19 protein-coding genes and 1 other RNA gene are annotated in these 21,228 nt (G+C 47.8%); 4 read left to right on the top strand and 16 right to left on the bottom strand.

Annotation, left to right across the window (positions count from 1 at the left end; genetic code table 11):
• Nucleotides 1-43 precede the first annotated feature (43 nt).
• The 4 genes from CSR04_RS12600 to CSR04_RS12585 form a co-directional block, all read right to left on the bottom strand.
• Entirely contained in the window at nt 44-796 is a 753-nt protein-coding gene (locus CSR04_RS12600; RefSeq protein ID WP_102796658.1) for an O-methyltransferase, read from the bottom strand.
• 12 nt (nt 797-808) lie between these two features.
• Nucleotides 809-2,605, bottom strand: a complete 1,797-nt coding sequence (locus CSR04_RS12595) for a tetratricopeptide repeat protein (protein WP_102796657.1) — start codon at nt 2,603-2,605, stop codon at nt 809-811.
• A gap of 89 nt (nt 2,606-2,694) precedes the next feature.
• Nucleotides 2,695-5,442, bottom strand: a complete 2,748-nt coding sequence (locus CSR04_RS12590; protein WP_245921585.1) for a TonB-dependent receptor domain-containing protein — start codon at nt 5,440-5,442, stop codon at nt 2,695-2,697.
• Nucleotides 5,443-5,805: 363 nt separating this feature from the next.
• Nucleotides 5,806-6,900: a tryptophan 2,3-dioxygenase family protein gene (locus CSR04_RS12585; RefSeq protein ID WP_102796655.1), complete on the bottom strand. Its 1,095-nt coding sequence runs from the start codon at nt 6,898-6,900 to the stop codon at nt 5,806-5,808.
• A 187-nt stretch (nt 6,901-7,087) separates the two neighbouring features.
• On the opposite strand from CSR04_RS12585, the gene CSR04_RS12580 reads away from it, so the two are divergent.
• Nucleotides 7,088-7,366: a late competence development ComFB family protein gene (locus tag CSR04_RS12580; RefSeq protein ID WP_102796654.1), complete on the top strand. Its 279-nt coding sequence runs from the start codon at nt 7,088-7,090 to the stop codon at nt 7,364-7,366.
• Between the two features lie 46 nt (nt 7,367-7,412).
• Here CSR04_RS12580 and ffs read toward each other — a convergent pair.
• Nucleotides 7,413-7,509: signal recognition particle sRNA small type (ffs, locus tag CSR04_RS12575), an RNA gene on the bottom strand.
• Between the two features lie 241 nt (nt 7,510-7,750).
• On the bottom strand, nt 7,751-8,797 hold the full coding sequence (locus CSR04_RS12570; RefSeq protein ID WP_102796653.1) for a Leu/Phe/Val dehydrogenase: 1,047 nt from the start codon (nt 8,795-8,797) through the stop codon (nt 7,751-7,753).
• Nucleotides 8,798-9,019: 222 nt separating this feature from the next.
• On the opposite strand from CSR04_RS12570, the gene CSR04_RS12565 reads away from it, so the two are divergent.
• Nucleotides 9,020-9,487 carry an Lrp/AsnC family transcriptional regulator gene (locus CSR04_RS12565; RefSeq protein WP_102796652.1) on the top strand — a complete coding sequence of 156 codons (468 nt, stop codon included), beginning with the start codon at nt 9,020-9,022 and terminating at the stop codon, nt 9,485-9,487.
• A gap of 28 nt (nt 9,488-9,515) precedes the next feature.
• Here the strand turns inward: CSR04_RS12565 and maiA are convergent, their stop codons facing one another.
• The 10 genes from maiA to pspA form a co-directional block, all read right to left on the bottom strand.
• On the bottom strand, nt 9,516-10,169 hold the full coding sequence (gene maiA / locus CSR04_RS12560) for a maleylacetoacetate isomerase (RefSeq protein ID WP_102796651.1): 654 nt from the start codon (nt 10,167-10,169) through the stop codon (nt 9,516-9,518).
• Nucleotides 10,166-11,182 (bottom strand): fumarylacetoacetate hydrolase family protein, encoded by a 1,017-nt coding sequence (locus CSR04_RS12555; RefSeq protein ID WP_102796650.1) that lies wholly within the window; start codon nt 11,180-11,182, stop codon nt 10,166-10,168. The genes maiA and CSR04_RS12555 overlap by 4 nt, the downstream gene beginning before the upstream one ends.
• Before the next feature lie 155 nt (nt 11,183-11,337).
• Entirely contained in the window at nt 11,338-12,894 is a 1,557-nt protein-coding gene (gene tyrR / locus CSR04_RS12550) for a transcriptional regulator TyrR (RefSeq protein ID WP_102796649.1), read from the bottom strand.
• 145 nt (nt 12,895-13,039) lie between these two features.
• On the bottom strand, nt 13,040-13,378 hold the full coding sequence (locus tag CSR04_RS12545; RefSeq protein WP_102796648.1) for a 4a-hydroxytetrahydrobiopterin dehydratase: 339 nt from the start codon (nt 13,376-13,378) through the stop codon (nt 13,040-13,042).
• Between the two features lie 34 nt (nt 13,379-13,412).
• A complete protein-coding gene (phhA, locus tag CSR04_RS12540) occupies nt 13,413-14,216 on the bottom strand; it encodes a phenylalanine 4-monooxygenase (protein ID WP_102796647.1) in 804 nt (267 codons plus the stop codon).
• Nucleotides 14,217-14,381: 165 nt separating this feature from the next.
• On the bottom strand, nt 14,382-15,404 hold the full coding sequence (locus CSR04_RS12535; RefSeq protein WP_102796646.1) for a TIGR01620 family protein: 1,023 nt from the start codon (nt 15,402-15,404) through the stop codon (nt 14,382-14,384).
• Nucleotides 15,401-16,813: a YcjX family GTP-binding protein gene (locus CSR04_RS12530; RefSeq protein ID WP_102796645.1), complete on the bottom strand. Its 1,413-nt coding sequence runs from the start codon at nt 16,811-16,813 to the stop codon at nt 15,401-15,403. Before CSR04_RS12530 ends, CSR04_RS12535 begins: the two co-directional genes overlap by 4 nt.
• A 125-nt stretch (nt 16,814-16,938) precedes the next feature.
• Entirely contained in the window at nt 16,939-17,358 is a 420-nt protein-coding gene (pspC, locus tag CSR04_RS12525) for an envelope stress response membrane protein PspC (RefSeq protein WP_102796644.1), read from the bottom strand.
• Entirely contained in the window at nt 17,355-17,594 is a 240-nt protein-coding gene (pspB, locus tag CSR04_RS12520; RefSeq protein ID WP_281259791.1) for an envelope stress response membrane protein PspB, read from the bottom strand. Before pspB ends, pspC begins: the two co-directional genes overlap by 4 nt.
• A 29-nt stretch (nt 17,595-17,623) precedes the next feature.
• Nucleotides 17,624-18,307 carry a phage shock protein PspA gene (pspA, locus tag CSR04_RS12515; RefSeq protein ID WP_102796819.1) on the bottom strand — a complete coding sequence of 228 codons (684 nt, stop codon included), beginning with the start codon at nt 18,305-18,307 and terminating at the stop codon, nt 17,624-17,626.
• A gap of 209 nt (nt 18,308-18,516) precedes the next feature.
• On the opposite strand from pspA, the gene pspF reads away from it, so the two are divergent.
• Together pspF and sapA are read left to right on the top strand one after the other, a co-directional pair.
• Nucleotides 18,517-19,611 (top strand): phage shock protein operon transcriptional activator, encoded by a 1,095-nt coding sequence (gene pspF, locus CSR04_RS12510; RefSeq protein WP_102796642.1) that lies wholly within the window; start codon nt 18,517-18,519, stop codon nt 19,609-19,611.
• Nucleotides 19,611-21,227 carry an ABC transporter substrate-binding protein SapA gene (sapA, locus tag CSR04_RS12505; RefSeq protein ID WP_102796641.1) on the top strand — a complete coding sequence of 539 codons (1,617 nt, stop codon included), beginning with the start codon at nt 19,611-19,613 and terminating at the stop codon, nt 21,225-21,227. Before pspF ends, sapA begins: the two co-directional genes overlap by 1 nt.
• The last annotated feature ends 1 nt before the right edge of the window (nt 21,228 follow it).

Below are 21,228 nucleotides of genomic sequence, written 5' to 3'. Positions count from 1 at the left end.
GATGTCATAGTGCAGCTCTTTTTTGTACTCGGATACCTCTTGGTTATCCACGCTTGGCATATGGCTTGTCCCAATCTTCAGAGTGAATAAGCTTAGCGCCCTTTGCATAAGCTGGTTGCCTGCTATCCAAGGTAGGGAAATTAAAGTCTCGATGCAGAAAAATAGATGTCGTTGATGTATGACATTCACAAGGTTTGAAACCACTCATATCGACCTGAATCAGCCCCCCCTCTCTCAATAATCTTGCTGTATTGGGGTGCCAGTCAGCATTGTCCAGTACTATTGCCCCCCCTCTGGCTAACTTAGTTAAGGCAACAGCTGCCGAGTCAAATCTATATCCAGCGCCATCTATCACAATAAGATCGAACTCGCCTTGCTGTTGTTCTAAAACGAAAGGGAACATATCCCCCTGAGCCAGTATAAGCTTAACCTTGTCATTGAGTTTTGGAATCAGGCTGTTGTACCACTCAGCATTATTCTCGGCACTGACCACTATTTCCGCCCTTTCCATCCAAAACAAAGTTGACATACCTGCACCGTATTCAAAAATACGCTTATTTCGATAGTCAAACTGAATCAGGTACTCAATGGCCGGGTAGGTATAAAGAGGGAGGTAGTTCCCCTGTTCATCCACGGCAACGCCTTGCTCCGTGGAACGAAAAAAGCCGTAGGCGTTACGTAAAATATTGCTGCAGGATGCAAGAAACATCTCACTTTTAGACATCTCTATGGCACCAGGATGACGCTTTAAACGGTCATCACTGCTTTGTGCATTGCTGAAGTTTCCCCAAAACATGCTGGTCTCCATTTATTTTTTAATTGGTACGATATCAAAGGCAACTGTCACGCGATATTGATTGTCATCAAAAGGTTCGGTGCCATGCCACATCATGGAGGGAAACAGCACCACAGTACCAGCCTGCGGCTTTATCATATAGTCAGCCTGCATGCTTATCTGACGTCCCAGTTCGGCCTGGCCAAATTTTATCCAGCCGTTTCCTTGCTGGTTAACTGCATTAGGAACCGAAACGTAATAGCTGCCACTGATCCACCCTTCGCTATGATAGTGGTTACGATGGAATCCACTTTTATTCAGCCTGACCGACCAGGCCCCACTGAATATGACTTCCCGGCTGATACGTTGTAAAAAAGGATGCGTATGGTCTTTAGGCAAGGTGTCGATATGTTGCTCAACGACATAACGTAACTGCTGTTCAAGTAACTTAATACTGCCTTCGTCACGGCGAAATAGATGTCCTTCGGTTTGTGTGCCCGTTCGTAACGACTGCACAAGTGGATGATTCCGGCTGCTGTGTAACTTTTCCAAATCATCGAGTAATTGCAGATTAAAGTCGGTAATAGCAGTGAAACCGTCAGGACAGGGAAGCTCATAAGCTTTAACAAATCGGTCCAGGTCATAAAGCTGTCGGTATGCGGTCAAATTGCCGGATAACTTCAAACAGGCCGCCCGCATTGACCACCACGCCTGATTTTCGCTGTACCTTTCCGTTAATTCTGTGCATAGCTGATTTGCCGCATCAAAATCTTCGGTTGCCAAATAGCAAAGCATTAACTCATTTAGCACCTGAGCCTCTCTCTTAGACTGACTCACCGCTATTTCCAACGTGGATTTGGCCGCCGCCAGTTGACCTTGTTCACGCAATATGTGGCCTTTTAACAGCAAGGCCTGAGTTGGCCAGTCCGTTGCAGAAGTCGCGTTCAGCACAGCTTCGGCCTGTGGCAAATATCCCGCCTTTAGCAGTTTGTTGCTTAAATCACAGCGCAGCGCCCAATTTTCAGGCGAACCACGCAGTGCGTCCTCATAACTTTTCAACCACGCCGTGTCACTATTGAGCCAGCGTATTTCTGACAATCCCTGATGCAAAGACAGATTACCGGGCTCCTGTTTGAGTGCATCGAGTAATATTTGTTCGGCCTCCTCACACTTCCCGTTGAGAAACAGATTGGTTGCCAATTCTTTGCAGCAGGATGCAGATAAGCGACTTTCCCGTAAGCACTCTATCGCCAGTTGATACTGCCCTTTCGCTCGGTGACATTGCGCAAGCGACAACAGTATTCGATCTTTGTCTGATACCAGGTTAATGAGCTTTGTCAGGCGTTCAAGCGCCATGTCAATTTGCCCCAACTCCATACAACAACTGGCAAACATTACAGCGGCCGACACAAAAGCAGGCTTGGCGTCTAAGGCATGACCAAATAGTGCTAATGCAGAAGTGAACCGCTTTTGTTCAAAATGCAATAATCCGGCGTTGTAGGATGCATCAGCAAAACCCGGCTTAAGATCCAACGCTTGTTGAAAAAGCGCTAACGCTTTTTCAACGTTACCCTTTTGCTTTTGCAGATTGCCAAAATTATTGTGCACTTCCGGGTCATTAGGCGCTATTTTAATGGCTTGGTTGAATGCACTCTCACTCTCATGCAGCCGACCCAGTTTGCGTAAACTAAGGGCATAGATATGCCACACCAGTGGATGGACATTACCCACACCGATTAACTGCCTCAGCATTTGCTCCGCAGCCAGGTAATTTTGTTGCTGATAAAGTGCAACGGCTTGTTGCATCAGCTTTTGTGCGTTAACAGACATAACTTCACCTTATGACCCACAAAAGTCTTATCACATTAGACTAACAAAAAAAAACCAGCCTTTCGGCTGGTTCTTTAAGCAAGTTCGATTTAGAACTTGGCAGTCACACGAGCATACCAGTACATACCTGCGGTATCGTATGAAGATGACAGAGTATTCATATCATCATTGTTGGTGGTGTAAGGTGGCTCTTTATCAAACAGGTTTCTTGCACCCAAGGTAAAGGTGTAGTTATCCATGTAGTAGCTACCCTGAATGTCGTGATAAACCACTGAACCGGCATGGTTACTGGTGTTATCACTGGCAGCCAGGTCCTCTACCGTCTCATCGTCAGTACCCATCATGAAACGGGCCATCCACGTGAATGAGTAATCACCTGCAGTATAAGTGGCGGTAAAGTTAGTACGCAGTTCAGAGAACGCTGCGACGTTGTTCTCCCACTGGTCTTCACCATAGTAACCAGCCAGATGGATCATCTCTTCACCATCAAATGGAACATAGTTGTATTTGTCCAACCAGGTACCATCTAAACGCATTTTCAGGCTACCTTCACCCATATCCATGCTGTAGCTGGCGTCGAAGTCCACACCGGCCGTTTCAAAGGTTGCCAGGTTAGCGTTAGTTACCATGATACCAGCCATGGCACCTAACACATCGCGACGCGGTGAAGTTGGATAAGGTACGCGGTCAACAGCTGCTGCACCAACAATCAAACTACACAATGGGCTGCTGAAGTTGGCACTTTCATAACAGCCATTGATGATATTACTGGTCCCTGCGGTACCGATACCGTTGGTGATTTCAATATCAAAGTAGTCTACTGCAACACTGAAGTTCTCAATGAAGTCAGGTGTATACACAAAACCTACGGTCAAGCTTTCTGACTCTTCAGGTTGCAGGTCAGGGTTACCACCGACGATAGAACTGGACTGGTTAGAGGTCAGCTCGAAGTCGCCCGGTAAGCCGTCTGCCGCGCAGTTGGCCTTAACGGTAGCACTCTGAGTACCGGTTGCGTACTTAGTACAAGGTTCGTTGTAGTTCAGGTTAGATTCCTGCTGCGGTGCAAACAGTTCACTGATGCTCGGTGCACGGAAACCATCTGCCTTAGTGGCACGAATTAACAAACCGTCAAACGGGGTATATTCCAGACCAATTTTGGTGTTGGTTTGTGCATCCAGGAAGTTATAGTCTGAACGACGTACTGCAGCAGACAGGTTCAGAGACTCCACTCCAGGCAGGTCGGCCAGCAGAGGCACGCTCAGTTCCAGGTAAGTTTCCGTTACGTCGTATTGACCTTCGGTTTTCTCACCGGCTACTGAGTAAATCTCACCAATCAGTGCTGCACCATCAGGTTGGAACAGATAGTCTTCCCAACGCTTTTCAATACCCACAGCCCAGGCGACTGGGCCTGCAGGTAATTCGAAATCACCCAGGTCGCCAGTCAGGTTAGCCAGTAACTGTTTGGTAGTACCACGTACAACAGGTGAGTTAGGCAGGAACGCATAATCAAGCTGGGCCTGAGTCAGACTGTCCATAACAAAGGGGTTCCACAACCCAGGACACAGCGCATCAGCGGCACACTTAGTGGGGTCGGTCAGGTTACCGAAACGTTTGGGGTTGGCACGGCCAAAATCAACCCGCGCATCTACGAAGCGCGCGTAGTTATAGGACACATCCCAGGCCCAACCATTGTCCAGGAAGCCTTCGAAACCGAATACCATGCGGTAATCAGAAAAATCCTGCGTAAAGGCACGACCACCGGTCTCGGTCAAACGGCGGTTGATTACCAACTCTTCGCCGATAGGGTTGTCCGGGTGATCAGCAGTAACAATTTGTCCCCAGAAAGTACCTTCAGGGCCCATCAACTGGTCTGACTGACGGTTGGTAAAACCACCTTCCAGAAATACCGTGGTTTCGTCAAACACTTCATAGCTGGCAGCAGCGTTGATACTGAACACTTCCTGCGGCGTCACCATGTAGCTGGTAGTTGCAAAGTTATAGGCATCTGTTGCGCCATTCAATTTGCGAATTTCACCGGTGTTTGGATCAACCACCATGCTCTTTAAGGTGGTACCAGGGGTCAATGATGTCCAGGTGCCCATTGCTGTAGTACCAGAACCCCAGCATTCAACACCACCAGCACCATCATCCTGTAGAGGACATTCAGAGAAATCACGGTCTTTCTGACCAATTGGCTGACGATTGGTGTATTCCAATGACAGCACCACGTTGCCCTTGTCATTTGAGGTACCAACAGTAGCGGCTACTTTCGATGTTTCGCCATCACCTTTGCCAGACAAGTCGTACTGAGCAACAAACTCAGCACCTTCAAAATTACGCTTGGTAATAAAGTTCACAACACCAGCGATGGCGTCTGAACCATATACAGTAGAAGCACCATCACGCAGAACTTCTACACGCTCTACGAATGACATTGGGATGGAGTTCAGATCACTAAACGCGGTACGACGACCATTCACCAAAATCAGAGTACGGCCTGAACCCAAGCCACGCAGAGATACAGTGGCAGAACCGTTACTGCCGTTGTTCACGTTAGAACCCTGGGCAGAACCATTCACCGCTGGCAGCGCTTGGATGTATTTTTCGATAGTAGGTACACCAGCTGCTTCCAAGTCCTGAGCCGTCAGAACAGTAATGGGGCTGGCAGACTCCATATCAGTACGCTTAATGCGAGAACCTGTTACAGAGATTTTTTCAACGGCTTCGGCGCCTTCAGTGTTTTGACCTTCTTGAGCAAAGGCAACGGGTGAAAACGCAACAGAAGTAGCTCCCAGAGCCAGCGCCATGCGCACAGCTCCAGCTAGTCTGGATTTCATATACATGTTTTGTCTCCCTGGACCACTAACTTGTTATCTAGTGATTTTTGTTATCCGCTTTAGCGGTTATTTTTCATGAGAGGTAGTGAGCCTCTCATTCGATAATATACATAGGGCTTTAATCTGGTCAACCGATGTTAGCTAGTAACCCGCCTGAACACTGCTCACAATGAGCAAAAAAGCACCTACATGTAACATTTAGTGTACACAACAAAAACAAAAAGACACTAAAAATAACAATCGAATGGAACTTTTTATGGATTGCAGGACACATCAGAAAATGTATCCAGAGGCTTACTGACGCCTTCCCAGCGGCTATGCAACAGGAAGATGCCAGTATAATTAAACCCTGAGACAGATTTTTTATATGTCACTCAACGCAAAACCCAATTTTTGCCTAACTTTAGTCGGTAATTCAGGTAAAGCCGCTTTGGGTAACAGGAAGGTGGCCATGTTGAAGAAGTCTTTAAAGATGCGGTTGGATTCAGTAGTCCGTTTCAAATACTCATGCCCTGATGACCCGCCGGTACCTATCTTGCCTCCCAGCATCCGCTGTACCATCATGGCATGACGGTAACGCCAGATGGTTAGTTTCTCATCCACTTCGGTCAGGCAGGTAATAAACTGATAGGGCAAATTAAACAATGGCTCCTCATTATACTGATTAATGAAAAGTGCGGCCAAAAGCGCCTTTTGCGATAAACGAAATTGCCCTTGCAACTGCCACTTTGCGTATTCATTTTCGTCCCACAATGCTTCAAATGTATCCCGGGTAGATTGCAGCTCTTTGAGCTCTTGGCGAAGCTCTTTGTCTGATAAGGTCGGGTTATTTCGAATGATTTCCTCGTCACTTGCCAACATTTTATCTGTGGCCTGGCGATATAGCTGCCAAAACCGGAAATCATCAAACTCCAGCAACGGCAGACGCTCCAGCCATTTTTGTGTAAGTTCAAACAAACTATCTTTGCTCTCCAGGCGCTCAAGAAACGCTCTATCACTGTCTTCAAGCCGGTTATAAAAAGACTGCTTGTCAAAATCAATGCGAAACTCACGTTTTAATCCAAGCGAGATTTCCAGCATTTTGAACTGAATGCTCTGGAATCCGGAGGCTGGTACCAAATAATCACGGAAGGATAAGAACTCCTGAGGGCTCATGGTTTCCATCACACTTATTTGATCGTTCAGCAATTCCTGAATACTGATCACCCTTTTCAATCTGTGCACGACAGTTGTAAGTTGCTGGTCGCGCACCTCCTGCTCGGAAAACACATCTATGATAGAGGAGAGTTCGTGCAATATCTGTTTAAACCACAGCTCATACACCTGATGCACGATAATAAACAGGGTTTCTTCGTGTGCTGCCTGCCCATACTTGGCACTTTGCAGCTTTTGCGCGCTTAACAACTTGTCGAGTTGTAAGTAGTCACCGTAATAGCAGGGTTCAATATTTTTTTTCATTAAAGTTATCCATTTTCTAAACAAAATGAGCTCAGCGGATTTGCCCTTTCTTAGCGGCCATACGCATTGACAAATCGCTTGATGACACAGGTTAAGTGTACTCAACTCCAATAAATCAAAGAAGCCTCTGGCCTAAGGGACAAACTTCAACTAGCCTGTTGAAAACGTGAAGCAAACAGGACAGAAAATGAAATTGGATGATGACATTCACAACTACTATGAACATCTGGTGCTGGAAAGAATTGAAAAGTTAGGGCTGCACAACAGTCAAGATGAAGATTTTCTAGCCGACCTCAGTTGCCTGACCTTGAACCAGTGCCCAGCCCGCTACATTCGGTTCGAAGTAGATATGGCCTTTTACATTTCACAAAGTGAGCGGCAGCAAATGGAAATGAATGTGTCGGAAGCTATGGACAAAGCACTGAAATATTTGCAGTCAGATGATGCAAAGAAAAAGGCGGGATAACGGTAACATCCTTACCCTGCTAAAAATGGCCGGATTAAGGTGGCGGTCCTGCCAGCCACATCCCGGCACATGAGTCCTTTACTGCGGCTGCTCCCTTCCGGGCCTGACCGGGTTCATAAAGTATCATTGCGGGAGGACCGACGGGACCACCATAGAAAGCTCAGGTATGACATCGCCACCCTTAGGCGGCGCGCATTATCCCTGATAACCCGTCACCTTGCAAGGCAAGTATACGGACAAGTTCACTTCGCCATAGCGGTTTAGGTGCTCGTCACGGACGGAGTACCGATCAAGGTACATGGACGTGCCTTGCGCCTGCGGCGAAGCGAAGTCGAATTCACTTCGCCATAGCGGTTTAGGTACTCGTCACGGATGGAGCACCGATCAAGAAAACCGCTCCTCAGCCATCTTGTTGGCTTCCAGGTTGGTCGGCAGTCCCTGCTCATCTGCACGCTGATAGATTTCAAGCAGCGTGTCACCAATTCCTTCTATATGCTTACGCATGGCCTCGGCGCTACTGTCCATTTTCTGGTGATAAATATCAATAACGCCACCGGCATTTATGACATAGTCAGGTGCATAGAGTACGCCTTTTTCCTTGAGCATCTGACCATGACGTTCCTCAGCCAGTTGATTATTGGCCGCTCCAGCCACTACCTTGGCTTTCAACAAAGATAAACTGTTGTCATTAATAATGGCACCTAGTGCACAAGGCGCGAATACATCCACATCTAATGCGAAAATTTCATCAGGCGATACCACTGTCGCACCAAACTCTTGAACCGCTTTGTCAAGATTGTCCGGGTAGATATCGGTAACATAGAGCTTGGCACCTTCTTTATACAAATGCTCTGCCAAACGATAGCCAACATGGCCAAGCCCTTGAATGGCAACTGAAACACCGTTTAAATCTGAGCCAAGGGCGTGACGCACGGAAGCACGTAAGCCAACAAATACCCCATAGGCAGTTGACGGTGCCGGATTGCCGTCTGCTGCACCACCGTCATAACGGAACTTAGCGTGAGTGCCAGCGATATACTCGCAGCGCTGCGCCATCAGTTGCAAATCGCGCACCGCAATGCCGGAATCTTCTGCGGTGATGTACTTGCCCCCAAGACTTTGCACGAAATCCCCCATCGCCAACATCATGTCATCAGACTTGCCTTTACGGGGATCACCAATAATGACAGATTTTCCGCCGCCCAACTGCAAATTTGCCATGGCAGATTTGTAAGACATACCTTTAGATAAACGCAATACATCCGTAAGGGCTTCCTCACTGCTTGCGTAAGGCCACATACGGCATCCGCCAAGGGCAGGACCAAGGTTTGTATTATGCACGGCAATTATGGCTTTAAGGCCAGATTTGGCATCATGGAAAAACGCCACTTTTTCGTGGTTGTCATAAGCCTTGTGATCAAAAACAGACATATCGTTACCCTGTTAAAATATGCGGGATGTTAGGAAATTGTTGCACATGGTAGCGCATCGCCCAGAGGACATGTCTTGCTAACTTTCAGGCTACATCCCTACCCGTGCGCAACAGTAATCTTAAAAATCGAACCTCAATAGGAGGCTCATCCTAGTAAATTCAGTTGAAAAACCCTCTGTTTTTCAGCATCCTTGTGCCACTTTGTAAACCCACTGTGATTTATGAAACTAGACAAATTTGATCGTGAAATTCTTCGGGTCCTGCAAAAAGATGCGACCGTCTCAATGGCAGAACTCAGCCAAAAGGTGGGGCTGTCGCACACCCCCTGCTGGCGAAGAGTAAAACGCCTGGAAAGCGACGGTATCATCAAACGCAAAGTGACGCTGCTGGACGGTAAGAAGCTCAATTTAGGTGTCAGTGTTTTCATCTATGTCACGCTCAAAAACCATGACGAAGAATCTCTTAATGGCTTTGAAGCAGCGGTCCAGCATATTGCCGAGGTAGTAGAATGCCATACCACCAGCGGCGAAAAAGACTACCTGCTCAAGGTGGTGGTCGAGAGCATAGAAGAGTACGAACAACTGCTGAAAAGCAAACTCACACACCTACCATGCGTTGATCATCTAAGTTCAACCTTTGCCCTAAAACAGGTTAAGAACACCACTGAATTACCGATTAAAAACCAATAGACGGGCTGATTTGACAGCCCTTTTCTGCCTATTGCGCGTCCGGCTGATTCTCAGGCAGCGCGCTGACAAACTCAGGTAACTTATTGCAGTTTTCCTGAATGCGCTGTATCAATGGGAACTGGCTCATGTCCACACCAAAGCGTTGCGCGTTATAAACCTGTGGAATCAAACACACATCCGCCATGGTTAAGTCAAAGCCAAAGCAGAACTTACCTGCTGTATTTTGCAACCGCCGTTCAATGGCTGCAAAACCCTTCTCAATCCAGTGCCGACTCCAATCTGTCTTGCCCTGGGTGTCCACCTGATAAGCTGACTCCAAGTGCTGCAGCACCCGTAGGTTGGCCAGCGGCTGAATGTCTGCTGCGATATCCAGTGCCAATGCCCGAACTCTTGCTCGCTGAAGTTTGTGCTCTGGAAGCAACCTTACCGGAGAACTGTACTTCTCATCCAGATATTCAATAATCGCCAGCGACTGATTAAGGATAATATCTTCATCCTCGTCCACCAGCGTCGGCACAAGCTCGGCGGGATTTAAACCCAAATAAGCTTGCTGATGTTGTTCACCACCGTCTTTGACTAAATGCACAGGAATGTACTGATAGGATATTTTTTTTAAATTAAGTGCCAGTCTCACTCTGTAACTGGCCGATGAGCGCCAGTAACTATATAGCTTGATACTCATTTTCCGTACTCTTTAACCTGCTGATCAATGGCACCAAACAGACTGACACCCTGAGCATCCAGCATTTCGATGCGAATTTTGTCACCAAACTTCATAAAAGGTGTGCTGGGCTTGCCATCACGGATAGTTTCGATCATACGCACCTCAGCGATACAGGAATAGCCAACACCGCCGTCTTTGATAGCACTGCCATGATCGGTACCCTGCTTGTTGGACACTGTACCTGAACCAATGATTGCACCGGCCCCGAGATTTCGGGTCTTAGCTGCGTGGGCAATCAATTGGCCGAAATCAAACGTCATATCCACGCCAGCATCGGGTTTACCAAACAATTCACCATTTAGGGTGGACATTAAGGGTAATGCGACCTTAAAGCCCTGCCAGGCATCACCGAGCTCATCCGGCGTGATGGCGACAGGAGAAAACGCGGAGGCCGGTTTGGACTGGAAAAAACCAAATCCTTTGGCCAGCTCACCGGGAATAAGACCTCTCAACGATACATCGTTGACCAGCATTAGCAGGCGTACATGATTTCCCGCCTCCAATGCGCTAACTCCCATTGGCACGTCACCGGTAACGACGGCAACTTCGGCTTCAAAATCGATGCCCCAGTCATCGCTTGGCATCAGAATGTCATCTTCCGGACCGATGAAATCATCGGAACCACCTTGGTACATTAGAGGATCCGTCCAGAACGTATCAGGCATGTCAGCGCCTCTGGCCTTTCTGACCAGTTCCACGTGATTCACATAGGCACTACCGTCAGCCCATTGATAAGCGCGCGGTAATGGGGATTCACATTGGCTGGCGTCAAACGCCATGACATCGTCCAACTGGCCAATATTCAACGCATGATAGGTTGCTTGCAAATGCATGGACACGGTATCCCAGTTATCCAAAGCCGCCTGCATAGTTGGGGCTATATGGGTTACCGCTACTGCAGATTGAAGATCTTTGCTGACCACGACCAACTGGCCGTCGCGTGTACCATTTTTTAACGTTGCTAATTTCATGAAATATTCTTATCTATCCAAATTGAGCTTTATTTCTATGCTGCTACTAAACAATAGCCAGGACTAAATGAAAAGCCTACCCTTGCAAAAGGACTCGCGTTTGTTGTCCACTAAGGCGTAACACTGAATTTACGTCATTTGATAAAGTGATGGCATCAAACCTTTACGGTCTTCTTACTGATCCCATACTCCCTCAGCTTGTTGGCAATTGCCGTATGACTTAACCCCAGCTTCCGGGCCAATTGCCTGGTGCTGGGATAACTCGGATACAATCGGCGTAACAGATCTTTCTCAAATCGCTTAACTTCTTGATCTAACGTGCCTTCAAGCTCATCCGAAAAATAGCCAGAGCTCATAGCACTGTCTGGCAGTTGAATATCTTCTTTACCCAGCTCATCCCGCTCCAGCAATGTCAGAGCCCTGTATAAGGTATTTTCCAACTGTCTGACATTACCCGGCCAAGGATAATTTTGCAGAAACTCCACGCAAGACTTGTTGAGTTTTGGCGGCCGTCTCCCGAGTTTAGTACTTTGATTTTTAAGAAAATGCTCTGCTAAACCAATAATATCAGCTTTACGTTCCCGAAGTGGCGGCACAACCAGGCTCAACACATTCAGACGGTAATAAAGATCTTCGCGGAAGCGCCCTTCCATCACCATCTGGGCAAGATCTTTTTGTGTGGTGCCAATGATCCGCACATTAACCACCACTTCCCTGGCATCACCAACCCGTCGGAAGGAGCCGTCTTGCAGTACCCGCAATAATTTTGCTTGCAGGGACATTGACATGTCCCCTACTTCATCTAAAAACAACGTGCCGTTTTCGGCCTGCTCCAGTAACCCACTCTTACTTTGTTTCTGGCCATAGGCCCCAGGTCCATAGCCAAACAACTCTTGCTCGGCCATGTCATCAGGAATAGACGCACAATTCAGCAACACAAACTCGTGGCTACTGCGACGGCTGGCACGATGGCACGCTCTGGCAATCATTTCTTTGCCGACACCGGTCTCGCCTACCAATAAAATTGGTGCATCCAGCTCGGCCATCTTTTTGGCTTCACGCACCACCTTTTTCATCTGACTACTGGTGGCCTGGATTTCATTAAAGGAATCGTTACTGGCCTGATGAAACACGGTTAATTGCTGCCCCAAGCGGTATTCTGATTTAAGTAACAACACCGCGCCTGCCAGGACAGCATCTGCATCACCATCTGCCACCATCACTGGCAAAATATCAGCCAGGAAATCCTGTTCAATAAATTTCACCTTTTGGGTTTGTGCTAAAACCTGCTTACCATCCAACCAGCGGCTGAAGTTGAATCCCTTGACCAGGTCAGTAATTTCCCTGCCGGCGATTTCTTCATAAGAACTTTCCAGACTGGATACCACGGCTTCGTTGACCAACAGAATATTGCCTCGACTGTCTATGGAAAAAACCGGGTCTGGCAAGGTACGAAGTAAGGCTCTAAGTTGATTTTGCTCTCGCTCAATTGGCATAAATGGCGTGGTTTTTACGTCTTCTATCCCTTCTATGCGCCTAATCTTTGGCATCAAGTGCTGAAATTCAGCAAACTCAACATTGGGGAAGTGCAAAAAGATTTTCCCACTGCTGTCGATTTCTATACCGCGTAGATTAATCTCATATTCAACCAGTATATCCAGCACATCCTGGGTAATCCCAAGGCGATCCTTACAGCTGATCTCCAGACGCATAGACGAATCCAATATGACAAGGTTGTAAACATTTTATGACATTCGCCGTGATGAGAACAGTGAAATCTGGTCTTACAATAAGGGAATGTAGAAGGTGATGACATGTTGGGGGCAACGGCCCCCGAACATTAAAGTGGCACGCTACTTAGTCGAGTAAGGCATCGGTTTTGGCGGCACAAATAAAATCATTTTTATGCAACCCGTTAATAGCATGCGTCCACCAGGTTATTGTCACTTTCCCCCATTCCAGCAGAATCGAGGGATGATGGAACTCTGCTTCAGCCAATTCGGCTACACGGTTGGCAAATGCCAGCGCTAACTTGAAGTTCTTAAACTTGAATTCACGCTCAAGTTGCATCACGTTATCCCTAACCTGAGGCACCCAGTCAGGGATTTCACGAATTAATTCGGCTAACTCCTGTTCTGATACTTTAGGCGCATCAGCACGACAGGCTTCACATTTCTGTTGACTAAGTTCGGTCATACTAAGATTTTCCTCCATTTCGTTAATAAGGTTCTCAACCGGCCATCTTCTGTGGCTTAGGTGGAAATTTCGGTGTATGCAACCCCAGTGTTTTGGCTTGTTCCACTAACGCCATCATATCCATTTCAGCCAAACCAAACAGGTCATCCAATTCTTGCAGAATATAGTAGACAGGTTGCATGATATCGATGCGATATGGGGTACGGAATGCCTCCAGAGGCTCCATGTCATGGCGTTCGGGTTTGTCACTCTCAAGAGCATAGAGCGTTTCTCCGGGAGAGGACAGGATCCCGCCCCCATAGATACGTAACTTACCGGCTTGCCTAAGTAAGCCAAATTCCACCGTGAACCAATACAATCTGGCCAGATATACGCGGTCCTGTTTATTCGCCGCATAGCCCAGTTTTCCATAGGTGTGTGTGAAGTGGGCAAAGGCTTTATTGGTTAAAAGTGGGCAATGGCCAAATATCTCATGAAAAATGTCCGGTTCCTGAAGATAATCAAATTCTTCCCGGGTACGGATAAAAGTAGCAACCGGGAACTGTTTATTGGCCAACAGACGAAAAAACTCATCAAAATTGATTAACGCCGGTACCTGAGCAACCTGCCAGCCGGTTTCCCTGGCCAGCACTTCATTGACTTCATGCAGTTGTGGAATACGGTCGCTGGGTAAATTCAGCAGTTCCAGTCCATGCATAAACTCATCGCAAGCCCGATCTTTAATAATATCTTTCTGGCGTAGCACCAAGTCGTGCCACACCTGATTTTCCTCATCACTCCAATGGATCACCCCATTCTCATCAGCCTGATGGGAAACATACTGGGTAGTTTTACTCATACACTCTGTCGCTTATATTCATCAGCCCATGTAAAAATAACCGGGCCTGTAGTTTGGACGTGAGTCTACCCAAATAGTGGCAAAGAAAAAGCCACAGCGCACTTACCAGATAGTTTCAACTGTAACATTAGTTTTACATGGGCGCAGGAGTGGGAAGTCCATCAGTTACTCCCGCCCGGCATTGCCAAGTTGTTTGACAATTGAGGCAGCAATCTGGCTGACCTGGGGTGCTGGCTGATGGATAAATGGCATAGGCCGACATATTCGAATAGCCTGCACACCAAATCTGGCAGTCAATACTCCAGCCCCTGCGCCTTGGGCCATTCTGGTGGATAACTTGGCGGTCAAACTTCCGCCCAATGCCCAGGCCGAGGCTTCAGCCAAAAGCTCTGTCGCTCCAGCATATAGCATGGTGCGAACCGTTCTTTTCAACAAAGTGACCTTGGCCAGATAACCGGTTTTTACCCCGTAATAGGCGCACAATCGATTTACCATCCGCAGATTTCGCCAAAGCACCAAAAACATATCCAACACCACAAAGGGACTGACGGCAATCAAAGCGGCAGAAGCGGCAGATTCGCGGCTAACCTCTGCTAAGGCTTTTTTATCAGCCGGTGCCAGTACATACTGCTCAAATAGCTGCATGACTTCCTGATCAGAATAATGCTGCTGCAGAGCGGTTTGCCATTGTTGAGCGTCTTGATGAACCGATGCAGGCATTTGTCGCAGCAGATTTTCACAAAAATTGCGAGCTTCACCTATCGCCGGGCTTTCGCTGAGTGATGCGGACAAATGCTGCAGATGCTCCCGCTTGTCCAGTTTGCGATAACTTCGCCATTCTTTGGCGAGTAAAAACAGAACGCCAGCCAGGCTCAGGCTCCACAATCCTGCCCAGGCCAGAGACAGCCAATCAAAGGATTGCACACTGCGCCAGATGTCTACCGCCAGTTGCACTCCCCCTAGCAACAACAACGCGCAAAACAGCCAGAACAACTTTCCAGGTCTGCTGGCTGCTTTAACGTCCGCTGCAATATCTGCCTGCTCACAAGCTTGCATTTCCTCCAAGTCAACATCACCATCCAGTTTGATGGCCTTGCGCAGAGCTTCAGCGCTCTGTTGTTCATCATGCCCTGCGAGTGTAACTTCAATTCTCGGCATCAGGTTGGTCACAGCACCTTGTTCCTTCATTGCAATTTATCCCCCAGCAAAAACTCCAGCATCTGGTCCATGCGAATATGTGGTAACGCAGTCAATGGGTCTCGACGAGGTGGCAAAAACTGTGGAAATTCAAATCCCTGTGTTTGCCAAAAAGTGGGAGCAGGTCGCCTGGCCGGTACATCCCCCGGATACAGACTGAGTGTCTGTCCATGCATGTCATGCCCGGACAATACACTGAGTTTTTGCCCCTGATATTGAGTTTGTCCGACTTTGGAGGCCTTAACGGATGCCAATGCCGTCGTTTGAATCTTCACCCCCTGGTAACGCATGTCCTGCCTGGCGTTATGCACCATGGATTCCAATAGTCTAATCAGGTTGTCCTGCTGATCCGGTGTCACATGATCGGCCTTACTGGCAGCAAAAATCAGTTTGTCGATGCGTGGAGAAAACAACCGCCTCAGTAAGGAGTTTTGACCATAGTCAAAGCTTTTCAAAATCCAATTAATCGACTGCTGCAACTCATCAAATGCCTGTTCGCCTCTGTTCAGAGCCGACAAACAATCTACCAGAACAATCTGACGATCAAAGCCACTGAAATACGCTTTATAAAAGGGCTTGACCACTTTATCGCGGTATTGTTCGTATCGCTCTATCAGAAGGGCCAGATTAGAGCCGGCTGAAACCCGCTCCCAGTCAGCCTTGTCGCCCAAGAAGGGCACAAATTGCAGGACCGGCGCTCCCTCGAGTTCACCAGGGAGCACAAAACGCCCCGGTTGCACCAGTTCCAGGCCGGCTGCTTTACATTCCTTGAGGTACAGACGAAATTGTTCAGATAAAGCCAGCAGTTTCACTTCGTCACCAGCGGCAAACCAGTCAAATGTCAGTAACGCCTCCCGCAATGGGGCTGACAATGACTGACGAACACCTTGCTGCATTTGACTGACGCAAAATTCACTCCATTGGCCAAAATCCAGGCTGAGCAAAGGCAAATCCAGCAGCCACTCACCGGGGTAGTCCAGTATATCCAGCACCATAGTAGAATGTTCGAACAACAGCTTACTCAAACCGCCAGCAGGCTGATATTTTATGTGCAAACGGATCTGGCTTACCCCGCGAGTCGGCTCTGGCCAAGCTGGTGGCATGTTGTTCAGCGCGCCCATCCCTTGCTCGTAAGCAAACCGGGCTAAGCGCAGATCGGGTTGGGCCACTCTCTTCACGCCCATCAGGCGTGCCTCTTTGACCACCGAAAAAAATGGCAGGCTGGCGGTACTGCCAGATTCAAGTAATTGATTCACCAAAGACGTAATGAAGGCCGTTTTACCAGCTCCACTTAAGCCCGTGACTGCCAGTCTGACGTGCTTATCCGCCAGTCGACTGGCCGTTTCCTGAGCTTTATTTTGCAAGTTATCGAAGAAAGAACGTAAGGGCTTATCGGGCATCCAAACTCCTGATGTATAAAACCTTTAACCTCAACTTCTTACCGGGGTTGTTTTTAACGGTAAGAAAAGAGACACACAAACAACAAGAGGAGCATGTTGCTCCCCTGGTCATAAGTGTCCCTGGGTCAGAGACGGCTAATTTCCCTGTTCAATTGATACTCAGCCGAGGTAACGTAGGTTTCCATTCTGCGCAGACGCATTTCCAGTCGGTCAAACCTTCCTTTGATATCGTGAAAAGCCTGTTTTGGCGGCTCACCCGCCTGCCAGACTTTGGACTTCACTTCGACTTGAGAGTTATCTCCTTCGTCGTTGTACCAACCTTTACCTTGCGCTTTCAAAACATCGTCATTGACTGGTTTCTTATCCAAAATAAACCAAGCCGCAATATACGCCATGATAAAGAAAGGCCCTGATAATAAGACGGCTGAAACCAGGATAATGCGGATCAACCAGGCTTCCCAACCGAAATAGTCTGCAATGCCGGCACATACGCCACCGATTTTGCCTTTTTGACTGTTGCGAAACATTTCACCTTTGCCTTTCATGCCCGGTTCCTCCACTGCGGGGCCTCAGCATCCAGAATGGCTTCCAGGGTATGGATGCGTTCGGCCATTTTTTCAGCCTTGTCGGCCAGTTCAGTCAGCGAAGCGTATTCTTCCTTGGACAGTCCCTGCGCCACCTGCTTTTTACTGCGATAGTGCAGAATCAACCAGATGGGAGCCACAAAGATCATAAATATGATGATGGGCGCCACTAATATACCAATGATATCTTCCACGATATTCTCCTCAACCAGTGCTGCTTGATGACTTATTCTTTGTTCGCGGCTTTAGGCGTTTTCTTGCTTATTTTCTTCTTCAACGCTGCCAGTTCGTCATCAATTTTATCGCCGTCTTCGAGGGCCGCAAATTCATCGGCCAGAGTCTTCTTACCCATATCATAAGCCTCAATTTGGCTTTCCAGGTCATCAATCTTACGCTCGTAGCGCTCGAAACGCCCCATCGCATCATCGACTTTACTGCTATCCAGGGTGCGTTTTACATCCAGTCTGGACTGTGCGGTTTTCTGACGCAAAATAATCGCCTTCTGCCTGGCCTTAGCGTCTGCCAGCTTTTCCTGCAATTGCGCTGTCTCGCCCTGAAGTTTAGCAATTTGATCTTCCACTAACTGTAGTTCTTTAATCAGCGCTTCGGCATGTTCAGCAGCTTTCTTCTTTTCCACCAGTGCGGCTCTGGCCAGATCTTCACGTTCCTTACTCAGCGCCAGTTCGGCTTTAGCTTGCCAATCGTCAGACTGAGCTTGCAGCTTGCTAATCTGTGCACTGATTTCTTTTTTATTGGCAATGGTCTTCGCTGAGGTTGACCGCACCTCCACCAAGGTGTCCTCCATTTCCTGAATAATTAATCTGACCATCTTTTCCGGGTCTTCGGCCTTGTCTAACAAGGCATTGATATTTGAGTTCACTATGTCGGTGAAACGAGAGAAAATACCCATAATGCTTACCTCTTTGTCATGATCTGAAAGGAAATGCATTGTTCATTTCCAACCTTGCATGTGACCATACAATTTACAGGCCAATCAGGCAAAGCAAAGTAACAACCTGATTTAAAAGGATTATTAATTTACTATTCTTTTAATCACAGCTGACTTATTATTAAACTCAACCACTAATTAGTCGATTAGACCACTTTTTAAGGATTGTAGTGAGCCGGTTTCGCCAACAAGACAATCTGTTGGGGCAATCCAACAGTTTTCTCGAAGTACTCGAGCAGATTTCTCAGATAGCCCCGTTGAACAAGCCCGTATTAATTATTGGCGAACGGGGCACAGGCAAAGAGTTGGTGGCAGCCCGATTACATTTTCTGTCTGGCCGTTGGGATCAGGCTTACCTGAAACTGAACTGTGCGGCTTTAAACGACAATCTGCTGGAAAGTGAACTGTTCGGCTATGAAGCTGGCGCATTTACCGGCGCTGCCAAACGTCGTGAAGGACGCTTTGAAACCGCGAATAATGGCACACTGTTTTTGGATGAACTGGCCAACACCTCAGGTCTGATTCAGGAAAAATTACTAAGAGTCATTGAGTATGGTGAATTTGAACGTGTGGGGGGTTCCAAGTCGGTCAAAGTGGACGTCAGACTGGTAGCCGCCACTAATGAAGATTTGCCAGATTTAGCAGAGCGGGGGGAGTTCAGAGCCGATTTACTGGACAGGCTGGCCTTTGACGTTATTACCCTACCGCCGCTGCGTGAAAGACCAGAAGATATTCTGATGCTGGCCGAACACTTTGCTATTAATATGGCGAGAGAACTTGAAATGGAATTGTTCAGCGGTTTTACCGAAAAAGCCCGACGCACCTTGTTGGATTATCACTGGCCAGGCAATATTCGGGAATTAAAGAACGTAGTAGAACGTGCGGTTTACCGTTGCAACAATCCTCACTTGCCGGTTCATCAGATTGTCCTTGACCCCTTCGAATCGCCGTTCCGTCCTAAAGGCAGAATCAAAACACAAGACCGGCTGCCACCGCCTAAACCAATTGCTGAGCCAACGGTCAGTATTGCTGAGCCGATGCCTGTAGCCAAGAAAGATCATAGCAGTGCCGTAAGGTTCAGCTTCCCGGTTGACTTAAAAACCATGTCACAGGATTTCGAAATTGACCTGATCCGGCAGGCGTTGGCAGATAGTCAGTTTAATCAGAAGAAAACAGCGGATAAGCTGGGATTGACCTACCATCAATTACGGGGTTACCTGAAAAAGTACAACCTGCTGGAAGGCACATCCAGAGAAGTGGATTGATGATTAACAGAACTTACCTTGGTCTGATGTTGTCCTGCACTTTAAGCATCGGCTGCCAGGACATCAACGATGCCCAGGTGAAACAACAGGGGCTAATATATTGTTCGGAAGGGAGCCCGGTAACCTTCAATCCGCAGTTAGACATATCAGGCACCACGGCCGATGCAACAGCACATCAACTGTATAATGGCTTACTGGATTTTGATCCCGACTCCAGTAAGGTTATTCCGGCGCTGGCCGACAGTTGGCTGGTCAGCGAGGATGGACTGACTTATACCTTTCAGTTGCGCAAAGATGTGCAATTTCAGCAAACCCATTACTTTATTCCCAGCCGAACTTTTAACGCGGACGATGTCCTGTTCAGTATTAATCGCTGGCGCCAACCCAATCACCCGTATCATAAAATTTCGGGCGGCATATACCCCTACTTTGAGAGCCTTGGTTTACAGGACATTGTCGCTGAAGTGAACAAGCTTAACGGCTACAGAGTGGAAATTAAGTTAAACAGACCAGACAGCTCTTTTTTGGCCACCCTGGCCACCGATTTTGCCGTGATACTGTCGGCAGAGTATGCAGAGCAGCTTATGCAGGCCGGTACGCCCGAATTACTGGACAGCCAACCCATCGGAACCGGACCATTCAAGTTTGATAAGTTCAAGAAGAACAACTTTATCAGGTATCAACGCCACGAAAATTACTGGCAAGGTCACGTCCAGCAACAACAATTGATATTTGATATTACGCCAACCAGCTCAATGCGTCTGGCCAAGCTGATTACCGGTGAATGTGATGTGATTGCCTTCCCAGCCCAGACTGAGTTGCGAATTGTTGACGAGCGCCAGGACCTGGTATTGGAAGAAAAGCCGGGGCTGAATGTCGGCTTTTGGGCTTTTAATACGACCAAAGCGCCCTTTAATGACGCTCGTGTCAGGCGGGCCATGGCCATGGCCATAGACAGAAAAGCCTTATTGGATGCGGTTTACTCAGATAGTGCAGTATCGTCCAAAGGCTTGTTGCCCCCAACCTCGTGGGCATTCGATGAAAATCAGCGTGAGGTGCATTACAACCCTGTTGCAGCCAGACAACTTCTGGATGAAGCTGGTATCGCCAGGGGTTTCAGAATGAATATCTGGGCCATGCCGGTTCAGCGCGCCTACAACCCCAATGCAACGAAGATGGCAGAGCTTATCCAAAGCTATCTGGATAAGGTGGGAATCAGAGCCGACATAGTCAGCTATGAATGGGCCACCTTCAGACGACTGTTAAAGCAAGGCATGCACGACACAGTGCTGATTGGCTGGTCTGCTGACAATGGTGACCCGGATAATTTCTATCGCCCTCTGCTTAGTTGTTCGGCCATTGCTTCTGGTACTAACAGGGCGAACTGGTGCATGCAGGAATATGACGCCTTAATCGACGAGGCCTTGCGCTTTACTGAAGAGGAGAAGCGACTGCACTACTACCGTCAGGCCAATGAACTGCTGGTAGAAGAAATGCCATTGCTGCCTATCGCACATGCGTATCGCTTTCAGGCATACAGGGAAGGTATTAGCGGCATGCAGATCAATCCATTTGGTGGCATTCGTTTTGGTCAGGCACGTAAGGAGAGTAAGTGAA

This window comes from Bowmanella denitrificans, assembly GCF_002887595.1.
Lineage (GTDB): Bacteria > Pseudomonadota > Gammaproteobacteria > Enterobacterales > Alteromonadaceae > Bowmanella > Bowmanella denitrificans.
Note: the sequence above shows the minus strand (reverse complement) of the source record. Positions and strands in the feature narration are given on the sequence as shown.